Annotated in this window: 17 protein-coding genes; 6 read left to right on the top strand and 11 right to left on the bottom strand. The window is 45.9% G+C overall.

Annotated elements, in window-relative coordinates:
- The first annotated feature begins 167 nt into the window (after positions 1-167).
- Positions 168-1,115: an EFR1 family ferrodoxin gene (locus H1A11_RS03165; RefSeq protein WP_181757709.1), complete on the top strand. Its 948-nt coding sequence runs from the start codon at positions 168-170 to the stop codon at positions 1,113-1,115.
- Here H1A11_RS03165 and H1A11_RS03170 read toward each other — a convergent pair.
- Positions 1,112-1,918, bottom strand: coding sequence for a helix-turn-helix domain-containing protein (locus H1A11_RS03170; RefSeq protein ID WP_138344816.1), 807 nt, complete (start codon positions 1,916-1,918; stop codon positions 1,112-1,114). The two genes, H1A11_RS03165 and H1A11_RS03170, sit on opposite strands and share 4 nt — an antisense overlap.
- A gap of 158 nt (positions 1,919-2,076) precedes the next feature.
- On the opposite strand from H1A11_RS03170, the gene H1A11_RS03175 reads away from it, so the two are divergent.
- From H1A11_RS03175 to gcvT, 3 genes are all read left to right on the top strand, one after another.
- Entirely contained in the window at positions 2,077-3,489 is a 1,413-nt protein-coding gene (locus tag H1A11_RS03175; protein WP_138344818.1) for an amidophosphoribosyltransferase, read from the top strand.
- 196 nt (positions 3,490-3,685) lie between these two features.
- Positions 3,686-4,909, top strand: a complete 1,224-nt coding sequence (gene pepT / locus H1A11_RS03180; RefSeq protein WP_181757710.1) for a peptidase T — start codon at positions 3,686-3,688, stop codon at positions 4,907-4,909.
- A 31-nt stretch (positions 4,910-4,940) separates the two neighbouring features.
- Positions 4,941-6,029, top strand: a complete 1,089-nt coding sequence (gene gcvT / locus H1A11_RS03185; protein ID WP_181757711.1) for a glycine cleavage system aminomethyltransferase GcvT — start codon at positions 4,941-4,943, stop codon at positions 6,027-6,029.
- Positions 6,030-6,119: 90 nt separating this feature from the next.
- Here gcvT and H1A11_RS03190 read toward each other — a convergent pair whose 3' ends face one another.
- Positions 6,120-7,643, bottom strand: coding sequence for a M48 family metallopeptidase (locus H1A11_RS03190; protein ID WP_181757712.1), 1,524 nt, complete (start codon positions 7,641-7,643; stop codon positions 6,120-6,122).
- A 177-nt stretch (positions 7,644-7,820) separates the two neighbouring features.
- Positions 7,821-8,072 (bottom strand): type B 50S ribosomal protein L31, encoded by a 252-nt coding sequence (locus H1A11_RS03195; protein WP_005835945.1) that lies wholly within the window; start codon positions 8,070-8,072, stop codon positions 7,821-7,823.
- 188 nt (positions 8,073-8,260) lie between these two features.
- On the opposite strand from H1A11_RS03195, the gene H1A11_RS03200 reads away from it, so the two are divergent.
- Both H1A11_RS03200 and H1A11_RS03205 read left to right on the top strand, forming a co-directional pair.
- Complete coding sequence (locus tag H1A11_RS03200) at positions 8,261-9,268, top strand: endonuclease (RefSeq protein WP_005835947.1); 1,008 nt, start codon at positions 8,261-8,263, stop codon at positions 9,266-9,268.
- 282 nt (positions 9,269-9,550) lie between these two features.
- Entirely contained in the window at positions 9,551-10,561 is a 1,011-nt protein-coding gene (locus H1A11_RS03205; protein ID WP_005826798.1) for a class II fructose-bisphosphate aldolase, read from the top strand.
- A 470-nt stretch (positions 10,562-11,031) separates the two neighbouring features.
- Here the strand turns inward: H1A11_RS03205 and H1A11_RS03210 are convergent, their stop codons facing one another.
- The 8 genes from H1A11_RS03210 to mce all read right to left on the bottom strand — a co-directional run bounded on the left by H1A11_RS03210 (position 11,032) and on the right by mce (position 20,949).
- Positions 11,032-12,882, bottom strand: a complete 1,851-nt coding sequence (locus tag H1A11_RS03210) for a glycoside hydrolase family 13 protein (RefSeq protein WP_181757713.1) — start codon at positions 12,880-12,882, stop codon at positions 11,032-11,034.
- Positions 12,883-12,992: 110 nt separating this feature from the next.
- Complete coding sequence (locus tag H1A11_RS03215; RefSeq protein WP_181757714.1) at positions 12,993-14,345, bottom strand: lipopolysaccharide assembly protein LapB; 1,353 nt, start codon at positions 14,343-14,345, stop codon at positions 12,993-12,995.
- A 164-nt stretch (positions 14,346-14,509) separates the two neighbouring features.
- Positions 14,510-16,171 (bottom strand): IS1182 family transposase, encoded by a 1,662-nt coding sequence (locus H1A11_RS03220; protein ID WP_061411457.1) that lies wholly within the window; start codon positions 16,169-16,171, stop codon positions 14,510-14,512.
- Between the two features lie 165 nt (positions 16,172-16,336).
- Positions 16,337-17,497: a sodium ion-translocating decarboxylase subunit beta gene (locus tag H1A11_RS03225; RefSeq protein ID WP_005826789.1), complete on the bottom strand. Its 1,161-nt coding sequence runs from the start codon at positions 17,495-17,497 to the stop codon at positions 16,337-16,339.
- Position 17,498: 1 nt separating this feature from the next.
- Positions 17,499-17,933, bottom strand: a complete 435-nt coding sequence (locus H1A11_RS03230) for a biotin/lipoyl-containing protein (protein ID WP_005826788.1) — start codon at positions 17,931-17,933, stop codon at positions 17,499-17,501.
- A 23-nt stretch (positions 17,934-17,956) separates the two neighbouring features.
- Positions 17,957-18,889 carry an OadG family transporter subunit gene (locus tag H1A11_RS03235; protein ID WP_008663742.1) on the bottom strand — a complete coding sequence of 311 codons (933 nt, stop codon included), beginning with the start codon at positions 18,887-18,889 and terminating at the stop codon, positions 17,957-17,959.
- 31 nt (positions 18,890-18,920) lie between these two features.
- Positions 18,921-20,474, bottom strand: a complete 1,554-nt coding sequence (locus tag H1A11_RS03240) for an acyl-CoA carboxylase subunit beta (RefSeq protein WP_005826784.1) — start codon at positions 20,472-20,474, stop codon at positions 18,921-18,923.
- Positions 20,475-20,532: 58 nt separating this feature from the next.
- Positions 20,533-20,949 (bottom strand): methylmalonyl-CoA epimerase, encoded by a 417-nt coding sequence (gene mce / locus H1A11_RS03245; RefSeq protein WP_009036790.1) that lies wholly within the window; start codon positions 20,947-20,949, stop codon positions 20,533-20,535.
- Between the last annotated feature and the right edge of the window lie 116 nt (positions 20,950-21,065).

Here is a 21,065-nt window from a genome sequence, read left to right on the forward strand (position 1 = left end):
CCCCGCAGAAGTCCAATCTTTGCGGGGCTTTTTTTGTGTTAGGGTAAGCTCATTCTTATACCGTAAAAATAGCATCAAGACCCGAGTTTTTGGTAAGTCTGTTCTTTGGGGAAACCTTTATTTTTGCACTCAGATAACAGATTGCATAATCATTAAAAATCAGAGATATGAATACGGATAAGAAAATCAGTCGTCGGGAGGCTTTAAAGCGTATGGGATTTGCCGTGATGAGCGGTGCTATCACATCTTCCGGCCTACTCTCGTTGGCATCCTGCGAAACAAAGAGGAGTAAGCGTATCATCTTTTATTTTACCGGAACGGGTAACAGTCTTTACATCGCCCGTCAATTAGCTGGAGAGAACGCAGAATTGTTGAGTATCCCTCAGATGGTGAAACGGGGGAAATATGAATTTGAGGCAGATGAAATCGGCATCGTTTATCCCATCTACGGTCATATGCCTCCCTATATGGTACGGCAGTTCATTCAAAAAGCAAAACTGAAGGCAGAATACAAGTTTGCTGTCCTCACCTATGGTGCAAGGAAGTGCAATGCGGTAGAGATTTGGGACCGTATATCCTGTAAAGCCGACAATGCGTTTGACTATATCAACACTATCATCATGGTGGATAACTGGCTACCCAACTTCGACATGAACGAGCAACTCAAGATAGACAAGCACATTCCTGAGAACTTACAGAAGATAACGGCAGATATCAACAGTCGGCAGCATTGGCACGAACCGGTGACGGAGGAGGAACGGCAACAGCACCAAGGTTTTATGCAGCGGAGTGGACTCGACCCCGAGGTGGGCTTCCTGATGAAAAGCGAGAAGTTCTTTACCGTGACCGATGTTTGTATTGACTGTGGCATTTGTACCTACGTTTGTCCGCGCGGCAACTATGAGTTGACGTCGAGAGGAGTGAAGACGTCCGGTGACTGCGAGTTCTGTTTTGCTTGCATACAGAATTGTCCGCAGAAGGCTATTCAGTTCATAAAGCAGGAAGATGGCTCTTTTCCTGACGGAACGGAGAAGAACCCCAATGCCCGCTATCGTAATGAGCATATTTCGCTAATAGATCTGAAACGGGCAAACAATCAAAACTATAATCATTAACTTCTGTATTCTGTCGGATTTACACCCAGATGTTGTTGTACGTAACGGCTAAAATAAGCAGGAGAGGAAAAACCGAACATATCGGAAATACGGACGAACGTTAGTGATTTGTCGCGCAGCAAACGCGAGATGTCGAGTGTGGTATAGCGGTTTATCCAGTAGTTTGCTGTATAACCGCTTACTTTCTTGGAAACTTCCGAAAGATATTTGGAAGTGACACATAGGCAGTCGGCATAATAGGTCACTTCACGATGCTCGCGGAAAGTTCCGTTTTCCAGCATGTTGAGGAAACGGTTCATGATGGAAGCATTTTGTACAGAGATATTGTTCTCGCCATATAGATGGGAGTGGAAATCGAAGAAGTCGAGTATCAACATCTGTGTGGAGGCGATAAGCATATCGCGATGGAAATGATGGTCTGTATTCCGGAGTCTGTATTCCACTTGTTCAAAATCCCGGAGACATAGCTCTTGCTGTTCGGTAGTCAGGGACATGATAGGATTGAGAAATAGGGAAAGTTGCCCTTTCATGCCGTAGTTGTTCTGCGGTGTACTCAGCACCACAAAGCCCGATGCGATATAGATGACCTTTACACGAAAATCTTCTGAAGGTTGAATTTTCTCTACCAGTTTTCCTTTGCGGACAATCATCAGATCGCCGGCACGTAACTCGCGCTCCTCTCCATTGTACTTCAACCGGCAGATTCCTGACAGACAGAGGGCATGTGCAAGATAGCCACTGTATGCGTCCGTCCCCAGACCTTGAATAGTATCGGCTATTATAATATTTGCGGTTTCTCCCATTATACAGTTGTTTGGTTTCAATCACAAAAGTATATGTTTCCAATAATATAAACTTCTATATGGGGCAAGTTTTATTCATTTCAAATCTGCCTGAATTTCGCAAATTCTTCATACCTTTGCATCCATTAATTTTAGAAACCAATAATAAAACAGAACTTATGGGAGGTTTTTTCGGAACAGTCGCCAAGGCAACAAGTTGTGTGGCGGATTTGTTTTACGGCACGGATTATAATTCACATTTAGGGACAAAACGTGGTGGGTTGGCTACATACGATGCAGAAACGGCGCAGTTTACCCGTTCCATCCACAATCTGGAAAGCACCTATTTCCGCACGAAGTTTGAAGATGAATTGGACAAGTTCAAGGGAAATTCCGGAATAGGAATCATCAGCGACACAGACCCTCAACCCCTTATCCTCAACTCCCACCTTGGCCGCTTTGCCCTTGTAACGGTAGCCAAAATCGTGAATCTGCAAGAACTGGAAGCAGAACTGTTGGCTCAGAACATGCACTTCGCCGAACTTAGTTCGGGCAAGACCAATCAGACGGAACTTATCGCCCTCCTCATTATACAAGGAAAGACATTTGTCGAAGGAATTGAAAATGTGTATAAGCATATCAAAGGTTCCTGCTCCATGCTGCTTCTTACAGAGGATGGTATCATCGCTGCTCGTGACCGGTGGGGACGTACTCCGATTGTTATCGGAAAAAAGGATGGGGCGTATGCAGCGACAAGCGAGTCGAGCAGCTTCCCGAATCTCGGTTATGAGATAGACCGTTATTTGGGACCCGGAGAAATTGTTCGCCTGCGTGCCGATGGGGTGGAACAGATGCGCAAGCCTGATGAGGGAATGCAGATTTGTTCCTTCCTATGGGTATATTACGGTTTCCCCACTTCCTGCTACGAAGGTAAGAATGTGGAGGAAGTGCGTTTTGCCTCCGGTTTCAAGATGGCACAGACAGATAAGTCAGAGGTGGATTGTGCCTGCGGCATTCCTGATTCGGGTGTAGGTATGGCGCTTGGGTATGCCGAAGGTAAAGGAGTTCCTTATCATCGTGCCATTTCCAAATATACTCCGACTTGGCCTCGTAGTTTTACTCCCAGCAAGCAAGAATTGCGTTCGCTGGTGGCAAAGATGAAGCTGATTCCCAATCGTGCCATGCTCGAGGGCAAGCGCTTGCTGTTCTGTGATGATTCTATTGTCCGGGGTACCCAGTTGCACGACAATGTGAAGGTGCTGTATGAGTATGGTGCCAAGGAGGTGCATATCCGGATTGCTTGTCCTCCATTGATATATAGCTGCCCGTTTGTAGGATTCACGGCTTCCAAAAGCGACATGGAGCTGATTACCCGTCGTGTCATCAAGGAGCTGGAGGGTGATGAGAATAAGAATCTCGATAAGTATGCCACTACCGGTTCACCCGAATATGAAAAGATGGTGGACGTTATCCGTGAGCGTTTCGGACTTTCATCCTTGAAGTTCAATACGTTGGAAACTCTGGTTGAGGCTATCGGATTGCCTAAATGTAAGATATGTACGCACTGTTTCGATGGTAGCAGCCATTTTTGATTGACAATTTGTCCTTAAGGAATAAAAAAGGGGCGTGAATTGCTTGGCAGTTCACGCCCCTTTTTTTATCTTTACAGCACAAAATAGTGATTAATGATTAGTGATTAATGATTAATGCCATTCGGATAATGCTTTTCGCCAATTACTAATCACTGACCATTAATCACTAACCATTAATCACTAATCATTATTCATCATGACTTTAGTAGAACGTTTTTTAAAGTACGTAAGCTTCGATACTCAGTCCAGTGAAGAGACTGGGGATACTCCGAGTACTCCGGGACAAATGGTGTTTGCCCGGTATCTGAAAGAAGAATTGGAAACTTTGGGTCTGGAAGAAATCACGTTGGACGAAAATGGTTATCTGTTCGCCACTCTTCCTGCCAATACAGACAAGCCGTTGCCCGTCATCGGCTTTATTGCCCACATGGATACAAGCTCCGATATGAGTGGCAAGAACGTTTCTCCGCGTATCGTGCAGAATTATGACGGTAAGGACATCGTTCTTTGCGCCGAAGAGAATGTGGTTCTTTCTCCTGCCCGGTTCCCCGAACTGCTCGACCATCAAGGGGAAGATTTGATTGTGACCGACGGCAAGACCTTGCTTGGTGCCGATGATAAAGCCGGTATTGCCGAAATTGTATCGGCGGTAGTATATCTGAAGGAGCACCCCGAAATCAAGCACGGTAAAATTCGTATCGGCTTTAATCCGGATGAGGAAATCGGTTTGGGTGCCCATAAGTTCAATGTAGCGCAGTTCGGCTGCGAATGGGCCTATACCATGGATGGTGGAGAAGTGGGTGAACTTGAATTCGAGAACTTCAATGCGGCCTCTGCCAAGATAAGCTTCAAGGGACGGAATGTGCATCCGGGCTATGCCAAGAATAAGATGATTAACTCTATCCGCGTTGCCAACCGTTTCATGTCCATGCTTCCGGCTGACGAGGCTCCGGAGCATACCGAAGGTTACGAAGGTTTCTATCATCTGATAGGCATTACCGGCGAGGTGGAGCAGACAACAGTCTCTTACATTATCCGTGACCACGACCGCGCCCGCTTCGAAGAGCGCAAGAAGGAGATGGAACGTCTTGTGGCAAGAATCAATGAAGAATACGGTCCGGGTACCGCCACTCTGGAACTTCGCGACCAATACTACAATATGCGTGAACAGATTGAACCGGTGATGCATATCATCGACACCGCTTTTGCCGCCATGAAGGCAGTAGGTGTAGAGCCTCGTGTAAAAGCCATTCGCGGAGGTACGGACGGCGCCCAGCTCTCTTTCAAGGGCCTGCCTTGTCCCAATATCTTTGCCGGTGGCTTGAACTTCCACGGCCGCTATGAGTTCGTGCCTATCCAGAACATGGAGAAAGCCATGAACGTCATCGTCAAGATTGCCGAGCTCGTAGCCAGCAAATAAATAATTCATAACTCATAACTCTAATAGTTCCATGAAAACCACTCCGTTTACCGAAAAACACATCTCGCTGGGTGCCAAGATGCACGAGTTTGCGGGATATAATATGCCTATCGAGTATTCCGGCATCATTGACGAGCATCTTACAGTATGTCAGGGTGTCGGTGTATTCGACGTCTCACACATGGGAGAATTCTGGGTGAAAGGTCCCCATGCTTTGGACTTTCTGCAGAAAGTGACTTCCAATAACGTAGCTGCCCTCACACCTGGGAAAGTACAGTATACCTGCTTCCCCAATGACAACGGAGGCATTGTAGACGACCTTCTGGTCTATCATTATGAGCCGGAGAAATACCTGCTTGTCGTGAATGCGTCGAACATTGAGAAAGACTGGAACTGGTGTGTGTCTCATAACACGGAAGGCGCAGAATTGGAAAATGCTTCCGAGCACATGGCACAGCTTGCTGTGCAAGGACCGAAGGCTATTCAGGCTTTGCAGAAGCTGACTTCCATTAATCTTTCCGACCTTCCTTACTATACTTTTACCCACGGTGAGTTTGCCGGAGAAAAGGATGTCATTATCTCCAATACCGGATATACCGGTGCGGGTGGTTTTGAGCTTTACTTCTATCCGGAGGCTGCCATGAAGATTTGGGATGCCGTGTTCGAGGCAGGCGCGGAGTTCGGCATTAAGCCAGTTGGTCTGGGTGCGCGCGATACGCTTCGTCTGGAAATGGGATTCTGTTTGTATGGCAATGATTTGGATGACACCACCTCGCCCATTGAAGCGGGTTTAGGGTGGATTACCAAGTTTGTGGAGGGAAAGAACTTCACCAATCGCCCGATGCTGGAAAAACAGAAAGCGGAAGGCACTACCCGTAAGTTGGTGGGATTTGAAATGATAGACCGCGGTATCCCCCGTCATGGTTACGAGCTGTATAGTACAGACGGTACTGCCATCGGTGTGGTTACCTCCGGAACTATGTCGCCTACCCGCAAGATTGGTATCGGAATGGGGTATATCAAACCCGAGTACAGCAAAGTCGGTACGGAAATCTGCATTGACATGCGGGGACGTAAGCTGAAAGCTGTGGTTGTGAAGCCGCCGTTCCGCAAACAGTAATTTGAATAAATAGTTGAGAATGAAGAATTTGGCTGCGCGATGATGCCGCATGACAAATTCTTCATTCTTTATTCTTAGTTATTCCTTTCTCTATATTCTGCTTATCCTATCCAGCATTTGGTTTGCCCAACCTATCTCTTTATTAGTCCATTCCTTTTCGGTTCCTTCTATGCCTTGGCCTTCGTAGTCCGAAAGCAAGGTGATATATTCTTTCAGTATATCGGCGGCTTGGGCTTGTTTGTTCATGCGCATCAATAATAGTATTTTTTGTTTATATATGTCCAGATTGGGGCTTGTTCCTGCCATCTCCTGGGCTTTATCAAGCATGGCGAGGCAGCGGTTGTTCACTTCTTCCGTATTAGACAGTGCCATTTCCGCTTTTACCAGGATGATGTAGTCATTGTCCGTGGCTAGTCTGTTGTCAATGTTCTTGCGTATCAGCCGGGCGGCTTCCTTATAGCGCTTGTTGGCGTAGTTCATACTTGCGTTGAAAGAAACGACATCGCTGGTGGTCCGTAGGTAGGGGCGGGCACTCAGGCTATGGGATTCACCGGCCTTTTCTATACGCTTTTGCAGGTTGCCGATGCTGCCGTAGCGAGGAATGTCCTTGTTGCGTTGGTGCAGGTTGTAATACCCTATAATTTTACTGAGAGCCGATGCGATTCCGTCGGGATTATAGCCCTTGAATGCCAGAAGTTGGCGCGCAAGGCGGTCTGAAGAGATTTCCTGGGAAGTTTTGTATTTCATTCCCAACCGGTCCGTTGCCGGAATGCTCAAAAGGGAAGCGATGGCTCCGATATCTGCCACCAGACTGACGGCATAAGCATCTTCATTATCGTCCCAGTAGGCCACATCGAGGGCTGCGCTGGCGGTAGTGGCAAAGACATCTGCCCAAAAAGCCGCACGCTTGGCACGCCGCTCGGCACGGTAAATGTTGTTTACCTGGTGGTCGAGGACGAAATGCCCTAGCTCACATGCGATGACGGCAGCCAGTTCGTCTTCGGAATCAAGAGTGCAGAGGAGGCCCGTACTGATAACCATGGAGCCGTTGGGAAGCATGAAGGCATCTGGTTCGGGCGACTGGATGATACGTATGTTCAGGCTCTCTCCACGATTGCTGTCAATGGTGGTGGCATTCAGTTTGGAGAATATTCCTTGCACGTACGAGGTTATGTAGTCGTCCTGATAGGCTATCTCGTTCAGTTTATCAAGATAGTCCAGGCATTCTTCGTCGATTTCCTGGCGCAGTTTGTGCTTGTAGCCGCGGTCGTTGAAATATTCGTAAAGATGATTCTTCAGGTATATTTGCTGCCAGAATTCCCGGTCCGTTTCCGGAGCGGATATGGCAATGATACCCATCTCATCCGAAGGAATGGTCTCTTGTATGCCGTTCACTTCGACGGCATAGTAAATGTTGTCGCTGTTTTCACCGGGATTGTTCATTTTGACAACCCGGCGGATAATGACCGGGGTACCGGCGGGAGATTGCTGGTACTCTTTTGTCAATTCTCCTTTGATGGCGATATTTCCGCTTAAGTCCTTGTGCTTGGATTTGGCAAATCCTGCCGTTGTGGCAAGGATTGTCAGGATGAATAGGGTGGCGAGTCGTTTCATGATTATGGTATGTTTTCGGTTTCGATGATACAAAAATAGGAAAGTGTTTTTCCCCTTTCTTGTTTTTTCCCCTATTCTGTGATAGGAGATTCCCTATTTATCGCTCAGCGGGAGGCGGAAACAAAAAAGGGAACCTTTCAGTGAAAGATTCCCTTTTTTCAGTTTGCTTGAAACTGATTATTTCTTACGGTTACCGTAGCGGCTCATGAACTTATCAACACGACCGGCGGTGTCAACCAGCTTAGACTTACCTGTGTAGAACGGGTGAGAGGTGCTGGAGATTTCCAGCTTTACCAGCGGATAAGTTTCACCTTCGAATTCGATAGTCTCTTTCGTGTTGCAAGTGGAACGAGACAAGAATACATCACCATTTGACATATCTTTAAATACTACCGGACGGTAATTTTCAGGATGAATACCTTTTTTCATTTTGATATTTTCTTTTAAAAATTTATATTCTGTTACTATTTTGGTAATAAATAGTGTAATGGTCTTCTTTTCAGAGCGCAAAGATAGTGCAAGTTGGAGACTCTACAAAATAAATTCAGATTTATTTTTATTTAGTAGGTTTATCGCATTTTATTTCTGATTTTTGCAGGACTTAATCTTGTGAATTTATGAGGAAACTACTTGTCTTATGCTCTTTCTGGCTGTGCGTGGCAACGCTGGGGGCACAAAATGCGGAACGGAAACTGTATAGTGTTGCGTTCTACAATCTTGAGAACTTATTTGATACGATTCATGATGCAGGTAAGAATGACTATGAGTTCCTGCCTGACGGCAGTTACCAGTGGACGGCAAAGAAGTATGAGTCCAAGCTGCAGAACCTTTCCAAAGTGTTGGGGTCCCTTTCGCGTGATTTAGTGCCGGAAGGTCCGGCATTCATCGGTGTGGCAGAGGCAGAGAACAGCCGGGTGCTGGAAGACCTCGTGAAGCAGCCGGCCATTTCCAATTATGAGTTCGTGCATTATGAAGGACCGGACAGACGGGGTATAGACTGTGCCTTGCTGTACGACCCGAAGCAGTTCAGCGTTACCCACTCGAAGTTGGTGCTTTCTACTCCTTTTGAGGGGGATACGGTGCACTTGACGCGCGGTTTCCTGATTGTGGACGGACAACTGGCGGGAGAGCGTGTCTGCGTGATAGTGAACCACTGGCCCTCCCGTGGGGCGAAGTCACCGGTGCGTGTGCATGCAGCCAGGCAAGTAAAGGCCTTGAAGGACTCTCTGATGCGTAGCGACAAGAAGCTGAAGCTCATCGTGATGGGGGATATGAATGACGACCCGATGGATGAAAGCATGGAGGTGCTGGGTGCACGCAAATATCCGAAGCAGGTGAAGAAAGGCGAATTCTACAATCCCTGGTGGGAGACACTGGAAGACAAGGGAGTGGGGACATTGCTCTATCGGGGCAAGTGGAACTTGTTTGACCAGATTGTCATTTCGAAACCGTTGCTGAAGGCTAAGAAAGGGTTGCGCTATGATCACAATGAAGTTTTCATCCGCGATTATCTGATTCAGCAGGATGGCAAATACAAAGGTTCCCCCTTGCGTACGCATGGAGGCAGGACTTGGCTGAACGGTTACAGTGACCATTTGCCGACCATCATCTATCTGAAAAATTAGTATTACATAATAATGTGTAAACAGATGCCGGAGAGCAAACATGTTCTCCGGCTTTTTTGTTGATAGAAGTATAGATGGCAAAAGTATGGCTGGCAGAGATAAATGCAAAGAGTTTGTAATATAGAGATTACAATAATCTGTTAAATGAAGCCAATAGCTTTAAAATAGAATGGATTTGGTAGGATGAGCCGGATATTTTATTCCTCTCAAGTTCTTTACTTTAAAGGATAATGATTACTTTTGCGTAGAATTTTAATTCACTAACAATAAAATTTAAACAAAATGGTTAATTACAAAGATTTAGGACTGGTAAACACAAGAGAGATGTTTGCTAAGGCTATCAAAGGTGGATATGCTATTCCGGCATTCAACTTCAACAATATGGAACAGATGCAGGCTATCATCAAGGCTGCAGTTGAAACAAAGTCTCCGGTTATTCTTCAGGTATCTAAGGGTGCCCGTCAGTATGCCAACGCTACGCTGTTGCGTTACATGGCTCAGGGTGCTGTTGAGTACGCTAAGGAATTGGGTTGCAAACATCCTGAAATTGTTCTTCACCTCGACCACGGAGATACATTCGAAACTTGCAAGAGCTGTATCGACTCTGGTTTCTCTTCAGTAATGATTGACGGTTCACACCTTCCGTACGAAGAAAACGTTGCACTGACTAAGAAGGTAGTTGATTATGCTCATCAGTTCGACGTAACTGTAGAAGGCGAACTCGGTGTATTGGCCGGTGTAGAAGATGAAGTTTCTGCAGAACACCATACATATACTAATCCTGAAGAAGTTATTGACTTCGCTACCCGTACAGGTTGCGATTCACTGGCTATCTCAATCGGTACTTCTCATGGTGCATACAAGTTCAAACCCGAACAATGCCACGTTGACCCTGCTACCGGTCGTCTGGTTCCTCCTCCTCTGGAATTTGCCGTTCTGGATGCTGTAATGGAGAAACTTCCGGGATTCCCCATCGTTCTTCACGGTTCTTCTTCTGTTCCTCAGGAAGAAGTTGATACTATCAACAAGTATGGTGGTAAGCTGGAAGCTGCTATCGGTATCCCCGAAGAGCAGTTGCGTAAGGCTGCCAAGTCTGCTGTTTGCAAAATCAACATCGACTCTGACTCACGTCTGGCTATGACAGCTGCTATCCGCAAGACATTTGCTGAAAAACCGGCAGAATTCGACCCGCGTAAGTATCTGGGCCCGGCTCGTGACAATATGGAAAAACTGTACAAGCATAAAATCATCAACGTGCTTGGTTCAGAGAACAAATTGGCTCAACTGGACTAATCGAAAGATAATCCGAATATAGCGTCAGCCCTTGCAATATTGATGTTGCAAGGGCTGACTTGTTGTATATAGGCCGGTGTTGTGGGATGGTTAAGTTCGCCGGTTATTTCAGAAGCGGATGTTTCAACGTGTACAACAGTCTGTTTCCTTTAACAAAACAGTCTGTTTCCCTTAACTGAACAGTTTGTTTCAATAAAGAGAACACTTTGTTCCAATATGCAAAAACACTTCGTTCCAATACGTAAGAACACTTTGTTTCTACATATCCGAACACTTTGTTTCTCTATACTGGAACAAAGTGTTCACCGTTATGAACTAACAGATTAGCTATATTTGAGACCGGTGAAAAGCATATCCCCGTGACACCTATTCCATACTAAAAATCCCTTGCAGATGGCTGGCAGGAGAAGTGTCTGCCAGCTATCTGCAAGGGAGATTTGCAAGAATGAGCTCTCTGTGTGGAGTACGCGTTATAATTCTATCACTAATGATTCTCTGGGGCCCATCTTCAGCTCTTCACCGAAGGTGATGGCCTTGCCGCTAAGAATATCTTTTCCCTGCTTGCTGTTTTTCAGGATTTCCTTGTAGAATTTCAAAGGAACGGTGGTCTCTGCATCTGTACCGTTCAGCATCACGAATATCGTCTTGCCTTCGTACTGGCGTGCGTAGGCATAAACACCATTCTGTACCATGAACTGCACCATGCTGCCTTTGGCAATCACATCGTTTCCTTTGCGCCAGTTCAGGATGGTCTTGTAGAAGTCGTAGCACTCGTTCTGTATCTTGGTACGTCCGGCTGGGGTCAGTGCGTTTGTTGCGTCACCGGTCCATCCGCCGGGGAAGTCCTTGCGGACATAGCCGTCGCTCTTGCTCTTCACGCCATTCATCATGACTTCCGTTCCGTAGTAGAGTTGCGGAATGCGGCGGGTGGTAAGCAGCAGGGTAGAGGCTTGCTTCAGCATCGGAAGGTTGTCGCCTTCGCCCAGGAAGCGGTCGGTGTCGTGGTTTTCGATGAATGCCAGTACGGAAGCGGGGTTGGGGTAGAGGAAGTCGTATACGAAGTTATTGTATATGCGGTCCAGTCCCTTGAACCAAGTCTCGGTCTGTTCATTCTTGGCGGTGTTTATCTTGTCAAAGAAGCTGAAGTCCATGACGGTCTTGAGGTTACTGTTCTTGGGGGCTGATAGCTTGGAATCCTTTTGCCACCAGGCGGTGTAGGCGGGTTCGGTAACCCAGGTCTCGCCCACGGTGTTGTAGTTGGGATATTCTTCGTTTAGCTCTTTCATCCAGTTGCTCATGGCATCATAGTCGGCATACGGGTAAGTGTCCATGCGGATGCCGTCGATGTTGGCGAATTCAATCCACCAGAAACTGTTCTGTACCAGGTAGCGGTAAACGTGAGGGTTCTTCTGGTTGAGGTCGGGCATGGAAGGTACGAACCAGCCGTCGTTCATCTGGTCGGCATCGTACTGGGAAGTATAAGGGTCTACGTGCGGGGTCAGTTTGAAGGAAGTCTGCACGAAGTTGTTTTCGTGGTCGGGGTTGTTGAACCAGTCTTTGGAGGGCATGTCCTTAATCCATACATGCTCTACACCGCAGTGGTTGAAAATCATGTCCATTACGATTTTGATGTCGCGTGCATGGGCTTTTTCAATCAGTTGCTTGTATTCTTCGTTGGTACCGAAGCGCGGGTCTACCTTGTAGTAGTCTGTGGTGGCATAGCCGTGATAGGAACCGCCGGTCATGTTGTTTTCCAGTACCGGAGTAAACCAGAGAGCTGTGACGCCGAGGTCGGAGAAGTAGTCGAGGTGCTGTTCAATACCGGCAAGGTCACCGCCGTGGCGGGCGTTGGGATCGTTACGGTCTACCTTGTATTCGGCCATGCCTGCAATCTGGTCATTGTCCGGGTTCCCGTTGGCAAAACGGTCGGGCATCAGCAGGTACAGTGCGTCGGAGGCGTCGAAACCTTTATGTTCGCAACCTTTCTTGTTGCGTGCCTTCAGTTCATATTCCTTTACGAGTTTCTTTTTTCCTTCAGTGAAGGTGAGGTTGAATTTGCCGGGTTTTACATCCTTGTCCAGTTTCAGATAGACCAGGAGGTAGTTGTTGCTTTCCAGCTTGACGGTGCTGCTCAATGAGACGCCGGGATAATTGACGGATACTGCCGCGTTGCCGATGCCTTCGCCATAGACCATCAGCTGGAGTTCCGGGTTCTGCATGCCGGTGTACCAAAACGGAGGGTCGATTTTGTTCACATTCATAGCTGCATACGTACTGAGGGAGAGTAAGAGTGTTCCCAAGATTAAGAATACTTTTTTCATGATAGTAACTTTACGGTTAATTTTTGCGCTAATTTAAAACAAATAACGGAGAAAGTTAATCTTTCTCCGTTACTGTACCTTATTATATTATGCAAACGTTTTCATTGGGGCTATTTGATGGGGGTTACGCTGGCGGTATCGATCTTTCCCTTGAAGAAGTCCTCTTTCTTGCGCTTTTCTCTGATGTCCTTCAGCCAGTTTTCGGCGGCATTGTATCGGTTGTCTTCTCCGATGATGGGAACTCCGTCCGCATCTACTTCCTGCACTTTGTCCTTGCTGTTTTTCGGACGGGTTTTCAGGTAGGCCGTTAGGTATCTCTCTGCTTTGGACGCATCTTTCAGATAGTAATAATAGACAAAGGCTGCGTCGTAGAGCAGTTTGTGTTTCTGTCGGTCGTATTTTTCGTATTGCGTCAGAAGGGTATTTGCCTGGTCGGTGTATTGAAATGCCATCTTGTAGCAGTCCGCAAGCCCCACATATAGGCGGGACATGACACTGTCGCTGGGCATGGCGAGGCTTACGGCAGTTTCCAGATAAGTCACTCCATCCTCTTTCCATGATGTTTTGGAGCAGGCGCGTCCCAGATAATAGAGAACGTTGATGTTGGTATTGTCATCTTTGAGAGCTCTTTCCAGCAGGTCGTGTGCAGGGTAGAAGTCTTCGAGGGCATAGTAGCTGATTCCGGCGTAGAAGCAGGTTTGGAAGGAGCTGTCCTTTTCCTGCAACAGTTGTTCATATCTCTCTATTGCTTTGGGGTAATCTTTGTTCAGGCAATAGGCTTGGGCATTGATGCGGTTCACAAGGACGTTGGTGGAGTCTATGGAACGGTATTTCTCCGTTATGTTTATGGCGTCTTCATACTGATGGCCTGCTACATAGATGTTGCCGAGTTTGGCAGCAGACAGGTAATCATTGGGATACCTTTTCTGTATGTCCAGGTAGGCATCTATCACATGCATGATTTCTGTGTTGTCATAGACTTGCCCCATACTTTCGGCTCTAAGGTGTAGTACATAGGCGGAACTGTCCCTTTCTGCCAGCAGGTTGCTTTCCTTTAGAGACTCACGGTATCTCTTCATGTTCATCAGCAGACTGATATACTGGATGCGTGCGTATTTATTGTCCGGGTTTATGTGGAGCGCATTCTGGTAGTAATCCAGCGCCTCGCTATATTTGGCAAGTGATTTACAGCATTCGGCAGCTTCAATGTATGCCCGGGGATTGAGAGAATCCTGAGCTACGACTTCCTGAAATACGCTCAGAGCTTCAAGGTTATTGCCCAGCCCTTTCAGCGCTTTCCCTTTTTGGTAGAGTAGGGGGACGGTCGGGGTTTCTTGATCGATCAGCATCAAGGCTGTTTCATAATCGTAGTTGGCCATCGCCTCTTGAATGGGATTTGTGGTCTGTGCCGCCAGAAGCGAACAGCATGCACTGAAACATAAGGAGATAAAAAGCTTTCGCATACAGTATATCATTTATATGAGGTTAAACTGACTGCAAGTTACTAAAAAGAATGTATTTACGAAATAATCGTAATCTGTTTTAGATAGATTAACGAAAAAGAGGTTGTGTCAAAACGTTGGCACAACCTCTTTTATATTTTAAGTTCTGCTATATTTTCTTTTGGCTATGCTACTTTTTCCTCATGCATTTGGCAGCAAGTTGCTATATTCCAATTATATCGGGTTATAAATAGTCCCATAAACAAATATTTGGCAACTGTAATGAGCCCCTTTCCTTCTTTTATCAGTTTAGCGCACATTTTTTTGATATTAAAGGCTATAGCAAAGAAAGCAAAGTCCATTGTAACCTTGTCTTCTCCCACATGTCGGAATCTTCTGTATGCCATGTTGTATTTCATTTGTCCAAACACAGCTTCTGGTTCTATACACCTCCTGCCTCTATGCTTGATACCTTCTTCTGAGAGCAACCTTTCCCGTGCCTGCCGTTTGTATTGATTTAATCGGTGGTTGACTTCTATAATACGGTTCCCCCGAGCTTTAAAACAACTGCCACGCAAAGGGCAACCTTCGCATCTTTTTGCTTTATACCGGGCACTTTCGGTGATGTATCCGCTCGCTGTCTTGTCACGTTTGGTTCCTATACGGTTCATGTGCTGTCCCATAGGACAAACGTAATAATCCTCTTGGGCATTGTAATGGAGACTTTCGGCATGGAACGGGTTGGGAGTATAACGGGGACGCTGTTCTTTATGGAAGTAATTGTACTTGATGAAGGCTTCTATCCCATTCTCCTGCATGAACCGGTAATTTTCTTCCGAACCGTAACCGGAGTCTGCCACGCAGATATTCGGTAAACGGTTATAGCGGTACTGGAAAGAGTGGAAAAAAGGTATGAGGGTCAGTGTATCGGTAGGGTTGGGAAACAGACGGAAGTCTGTGATAAATTGGTTTTCAGTACCTATTTGCAGATTATATCCGGGTTTGGTCTGCCCGTTCTTCATGGCATCTTCTTTCATGCGCATGAATGTGGCACCAGGATCGGTCTTGGAATAGGAGTTACGTTCTCCAAGGGTATCAAGGTGATTGTCATATTCTATCAGCTTGTCACGATACCCTTCAAGTTCCCTGACCTGCTTCTTCTTTTTGCGCAGGGCTTTCTTTTCTTCCTTATCCTTTGTTGCAGGCTGGCGTTCCAGGGCTTCTTTAAGTTCATCCACTATGTCAGAGAGCCTGCAGGAAGTAAACTCCACGGATGTGTCTTTTATAGAGTTCTCCTGTGCAATGGTTTCATCCACCTGCTCCAAGAGAATACGGATTTTATCCATTAGTCTCGTACGGTTCCGTTCGACTGTCTTGCGCCAGACAAAAGTATATTTGTTGGCTTTGGATTCAATCTTGGTGCCGTCAATATACTCCACATCAAGGCTGATGAAACCTTTATCGGCAAGGACAAAAATCAACTGGGTAAATACATTATTTATTTCCTCCTTTACACGGTTACGAAAACGGTTGATCGTGATAAAATCCGGATGCTCATTACCGGCAAGCCAAATATAATGAATGTCACGAAGGAGGTGCTTCTCTATTTTACGGCAAGAATAGATATTATTCATGTAGGCGTAGATTATCACCTTAAGCATCATTTTAGGATGATAAGGACAACGGCCCGTTTCCTTATAAAGCTTCTTGAAACTCTCAAGATTGAGGTTGTCAATAACAGCATTCACGATGCGGACCGGGTCGTTCGCAGCTATGTTTTCATCAATTCTTTGTGGAAAAAGAACGGTTTGGTTGGGAATGTAAGGACGAAAATGTAACTTTGCCATAACGAAAAACTTTATGCCTAAAGATACGAAAACTTTGGGTAATAACAAAGCCCGGGCTTGAGAAAGTCTGGGCTTTGCGCATAAAAAAAGGCTGTGTCAGCATTTTGACACAACCTCTCTAAAATAGTTCAGAATTCAAGCCGGATAACGGAATGAATAAATGTATTACATTAAGAATCCCAGCAGGATACCTGCTGCTACAGCGGAACCGATTACACCGGCAACGTTCGGGCCCATGGCATGCATCAGCAGATAGTTGGTAGGATCGTATTCCAGACCTACTACTTGGGAGATACGTGCAGAGTCGGGTACGGCAGATACACCGGCATTACCGATCAACGGATTAATCTTGTTGCCTTTCTTCAGGAAGAGGTTGAAAATCTTCACGAAGATGACACCGGATGCTGTGGCAATGACAAATGATAAGGCGCCCAGACCGAATATCTTGATTGAATCAAGGGTTAAGAACTCGGATGCTTGCGTAGAAGCACCTACTGTCAAACCAAGCAGAATAGTAATGGTATCAATCAGCGGACCACTGGCTGTGTTTGCCAGACGACGTGTAACTCCACTTTCTTTCAGTAAATTACCGAAGAACAGCATACCCAGCAAAGGCAGACCGGATGGTACAAGGAATGTGGTTAGTAACAAACCGATAATCGGGAACATTACTTTTTCCGTATGTGAAACCACACGGGGAGGTTTCATACGGATAAGACGTTCATTTTTACTGGTCAGCCAACGCATAATAGGCGGCTGTATCACCGGTACTAATGCCATATATGAATAGGCTGATACCGCAATGGCACCCATTAAGTTAGGAGCCAGTTTGGAAGAGAGGAAGATGGCAGTCGGACCATCGGCACCACCAATGATACCGATTGCACCAGCCTGCATTGGGTCAAATCCTATGGCAAGGGCAATCATATAAGCACCGAATATACCGAATTGGGCTGCTGCACCAACCAACATTAATTTGGGGTTCGATATCAAAGCAGAGAAATCCGTCATGGCACCGATACCCAGGAATATGAGTGGCGGGTACCAACCGGAGGTTACTCCCTGGTACAGAATATTAAGTACGGAACCTTCTTCATAGATACCGACTTTCAATCCGGCTTCCATATTGAAAGGTATATTACCAATCAGCATACCGAAACCGATAGGAATTAATAGCATCGGCTCAAATTCCTTGGCTACAGCCAAGTATATGAAAAACAAACCTACCAGAAGCATTACCACATGTCCTACCGTTGCATTGGCAAAACCTGTATAAGTCCAGAAGTCGGCAAGGTTGTTTCCTAAAAATGTGATAAATTCTCCCATATTATTCAATAATTACGAGGTCAGTACCTTCGAGAACAGAGTCCCCTTTGTTTACATTGATGGCTGTAATCTTACCGTCTTTATCAGCATTGATATTGTTTTCCATCTTCATGGCTTCCAGAATGATGATAACTTGTCCCTTCTTTACTGTATCGCCGACATTTACTTTGATATCGAGGATTACACCGGGAAGCGGAGATTTTACACCTGACTTGCCGGTAGAAGCAGCGGCCGGTTTTACTACCGGAGTAGCAGGAGCAGCAGGAGCGGATGTGGCTGCCGGACGTGCTACCGGTTTAACGACTACCTTCGGTGCTTTTTCCATTTCAACTTTGTAGGGAGTACCGTTCACTTCTACGTGAGCGATGTTGTCTTCAATATCTCCAATGGCAACTTTATATACGTTACCGTTAATTTTATATTTATATTCTTTCATCGTTTTATTTTATTATGGGTGACTTACTTTTTGTGAGGAGTCTCACGCAACGTATAAATCTTTGAACTCCACGGTGAGTAACTGCGTTTTACACGGGTAATGGTAAGTATCGTGTCTTCCACATCGTGTACATCGCTTTGGAATTCGTGCATGGCCATTGAAATGGCAGCAAAAACTTCTCCCGGAGCCTGCCCCAGTTGTTTCTCTTTTGCTTCTTGTTTATCAGTAATACCTTTAGCTTTCATGGCATTGCGTTTGCTGAGGTTAACTGATATTTTACCTATAATCTTGAAGGAGATGTAGAGTAATATCAGCCCGCAGAATACAACGCTCATGGCAGAAATAGCCATACCGATACCTACGCTGTCATGCTCTTCGAATTTTTCCATTTTGGCATTGCTGTCGATAGTCTTGTTGTTGGTACTCGGAGTGACATATTTATCTTCGCTTCCACCCTTTACTTCCCATTGGTCGGCTGCATCACTGACACGGGCATAGGATTGGTTGGCTTTTAAAGTACCGGCAGGCACTATGACTTGATCAAGCAATTTCTTGCCAGAATCATACAACCCAATCCAGTTGGCATTTGTGGCATCCAGTTTGAAGTTCGTATGAAATGTACCGCGTCTTGGCTCTCCATCAGCCCAGAAAAGTGCATGCTGACGTGGTTTTATGAGTGTCAGAACGTCACCTTTGGGAATGAAATAACTGGCAGTATCACCCGGCTGGCTGCTGAATTTCAGATAGCAACCTGCAAGGTCGGCGCTGCCGTATGATCTGTTGAATATTTCAATCCATGCGCTGTGCACACCGTAGTCATCCTGATAGTTGCTCTCGTTGTTGACCAGCACTTCATTCAGTAACAGTTTGTTGTTCGATTTCTGTTCTTTGCAAGAAGAGCAAAAGCCCAACACCAGCATCAATGAAAGGAATATTCCGATTTTTGTTTTATTCATAATCGTTCTTGTTTTAGTGTGAAAAGCTTGATTACAAGGGAATATTACCATGCTTCTTAGCCGGGTTAGTCAATTTCTTGGTTTGCAACTGTTGCAGGGCACGGATGATGCGGAAACGTGTGTTACGCGGTTCGATAACATCATCGATGTAACCATATTTAGCTGCATTATAAGGATTGGCAAACAACTTGGTGTATTCAGCCTCTTTTTCAGCCAGGAATTGAGCCGGATTTTCCTGCTCTTTGGCTTCGCGAGCATATAATACTTCTACAGCACCTGCACCACCCATTACAGCGATTTCAGCAGTAGGCCAAGCATAATTCATGTCGCCACGCAGCTGCTTACAGCTCATCACGATGTGCGAACCACCGTAGGATTTACGCAGTGTAATGGTAACCTTGGGTACAGTAGCTTCACCGTATGCATACAGCAGTTTGGCACCGTGCAGGATGACGCCGTTGTACTCCTGGCCGGTTCCCGGAAGGAATCCCGGTACGTCTACCAATGATACGATAGGAATATTGAAGGCGTCGCAGAAACGGACGAAGCGTGCGCCCTTGCGGGATGCGTTGCTGTCGAGCACACCTGCCAGATACTTCGGCTGGTTGGCAACGATACCTACGGACTGTCCGTTGAAACGTGCGAAACCGATAATGATATTCTTTGAATAATCTTTTTGGATTTCGAGGAACTCACCATTATCTATGATAGCGCCAATTACCTCGTACATATCGTACGGTTTGTTCGGGTTATCAGGAATGATGTCGTTCAGGGAATCTTCCAGACGGTCGATAGGGTCTGTGCAGTCTACATAAGGAGCTTCTTCCAGATTGTTCTGTGGAATGTAGCTCAACAGTTTGCGGATAAGAGCCAAGCCTTCTTCTTCAGTCTGTGCAGTGAAATGAGTAACACCTGATTTGGTGGAGTGAACGCTCGCGCCACCCAGGTTTTCCTGGCTTACGTCTTCTCCGGTTACAGTCTTTACTACCTTCGGACCGGTAAGGAACATGTAGGATGTACCTTCCATCATCAGCGTAAAGTCAGTCAATGCAGGAGAGTAAACGGCACCACCGGCACAAGGACCGAAAATACCGGAAATCTGCGGAATGACACCCGAAGCAAGGATGTTACGTTGGAAGATTTCAGCGTAGCCAGCCAAGGCATTGATACCTTCCTGAATACGTGCACCGCCCGAGTCGTTGATACCGATACACGGAGCACCCATTTTCATGGCTTGGTCCATAATCTTACAGATTTTCAGAGACATGGTTTCGGACAGTGAACCGGCGGAAACAGTGAAGTCTTGTGCAAAGATATAAACCAGACGGCCCTCGATTGTACCGCAACCGGTTACCACACCGTCACCGGGGTAGTGTTTCTTTTCCATGCCGAAGTTCGTACATCTATGTTCTACGAACATGTCCATTTCTTCGAAACTGCCTTCGTCAAGAAGCATGGCTATACGCTCACGAGCTGTATATTTACCCTTCTCGTGTTGCTTTGCAATCGCTTTTTCACCACCACCGAGACGTGCTGCAGCGCGGCGGTCTATAAGCTCTTTAATCTTTTCAAGTTGATTACTCATGAATTTATATTCTTTAAGTGTTTATACAATTTATGATTTGATGATTTTACAGTCTTGCTTATTCCGGTTTCTCGCAAAGCTCGGTCAGGACACCGAGAGTTGACTTCGGATGCAGGAATGCAATGTTCAGACCTTCTGCACCTTTGCGGGGAGCTTTGTCTATAAGGCGGATACCTTTTTCTTCGACTTCTGCAAGCGCACCGGCCACTCCGTCTTCAACGGCAAATGCCAGATGATGCATGCCGCCGTTGCCGTTGTTCTTCTCAATGAATTTGGCAATTGTGCTTTCGGGAGAAGTAGGTTCCAACAATTCGATCTTTACATCGCCCACTTTCAGGAAAGCGGTTCTAACTTTCTGATCTTCCACGGTTTCGATGTTGTAGCATTTCAAACCTAAAACGTTTTCGTAGTACGGAAGGGCTTCTTCAATGCTCTTAACGGCAATGCCCAGATGCTCAATGTGTGAAATCTTCATAACTATATAAATTAATGTTAGTATTGTATCCTTTTAATAAAGGTATAAAGCAGCACAAAGAAAGAGAATTCTTCCTTAATAAAGAAATTTTTCATCAATTAATTCATGGATAATTG

It is taken from the genome of Bacteroides sp. CACC 737, assembly GCF_013874375.1.
Lineage (GTDB): Bacteria > Bacteroidota > Bacteroidia > Bacteroidales > Bacteroidaceae > Bacteroides > Bacteroides uniformis.

What these genes read in the sequence shown, in the direction of transcription:
- H1A11_RS03220 (WP_061411457.1), bottom strand. Translation starts at nt 16,171, where the DNA reads ATGGCAAAGTTACATTTTCGTCCTTACATTCCCAACCAAACCGTTCTT.
- H1A11_RS03190 (WP_181757712.1), bottom strand. Translation starts at nt 7,643, where the DNA reads ATGAAACGACTCGCCACCCTATTCATCCTGACAATCCTTGCCACAACG.
- H1A11_RS03165 (WP_181757709.1), top strand. Translation starts at nt 168, where the DNA reads ATGAATACGGATAAGAAAATCAGTCGTCGGGAGGCTTTAAAGCGTATG.
- H1A11_RS03235 (WP_008663742.1), bottom strand. Translation starts at nt 18,889, where the DNA reads ATGAATAAAACAAAAATCGGAATATTCCTTTCATTGATGCTGGTGTTG.
- H1A11_RS03195 (WP_005835945.1), bottom strand. Translation starts at nt 8,072, where the DNA reads ATGAAAAAAGGTATTCATCCTGAAAATTACCGTCCGGTAGTATTTAAA.
- mce (WP_009036790.1), bottom strand. Translation starts at nt 20,949, where the DNA reads ATGAAGATTTCACACATTGAGCATCTGGGCATTGCCGTTAAGAGCATT.
- gcvT (WP_181757711.1), top strand. Translation starts at nt 4,941, where the DNA reads ATGAAAACCACTCCGTTTACCGAAAAACACATCTCGCTGGGTGCCAAG.
- pepT (WP_181757710.1), top strand. Translation starts at nt 3,686, where the DNA reads ATGACTTTAGTAGAACGTTTTTTAAAGTACGTAAGCTTCGATACTCAG.
- H1A11_RS03240 (WP_005826784.1), bottom strand. Translation starts at nt 20,474, where the DNA reads ATGAGTAATCAACTTGAAAAGATTAAAGAGCTTATAGACCGCCGCGCT.
- H1A11_RS03170 (WP_138344816.1), bottom strand. Translation starts at nt 1,918, where the DNA reads ATGGGAGAAACCGCAAATATTATAATAGCCGATACTATTCAAGGTCTG.
- H1A11_RS03200 (WP_005835947.1), top strand. Translation starts at nt 8,261, where the DNA reads ATGAGGAAACTACTTGTCTTATGCTCTTTCTGGCTGTGCGTGGCAACG.
- H1A11_RS03230 (WP_005826788.1), bottom strand. Translation starts at nt 17,933, where the DNA reads ATGAAAGAATATAAATATAAAATTAACGGTAACGTATATAAAGTTGCC.
- H1A11_RS03225 (WP_005826789.1), bottom strand. Translation starts at nt 17,497, where the DNA reads ATGGGAGAATTTATCACATTTTTAGGAAACAACCTTGCCGACTTCTGG.
- H1A11_RS03175 (WP_138344818.1), top strand. Translation starts at nt 2,077, where the DNA reads ATGGGAGGTTTTTTCGGAACAGTCGCCAAGGCAACAAGTTGTGTGGCG.
- H1A11_RS03205 (WP_005826798.1), top strand. Translation starts at nt 9,551, where the DNA reads ATGGTTAATTACAAAGATTTAGGACTGGTAAACACAAGAGAGATGTTT.
- H1A11_RS03215 (WP_181757714.1), bottom strand. Translation starts at nt 14,345, where the DNA reads ATGCGAAAGCTTTTTATCTCCTTATGTTTCAGTGCATGCTGTTCGCTT.
- H1A11_RS03210 (WP_181757713.1), bottom strand. Translation starts at nt 12,882, where the DNA reads ATGAAAAAAGTATTCTTAATCTTGGGAACACTCTTACTCTCCCTCAGT.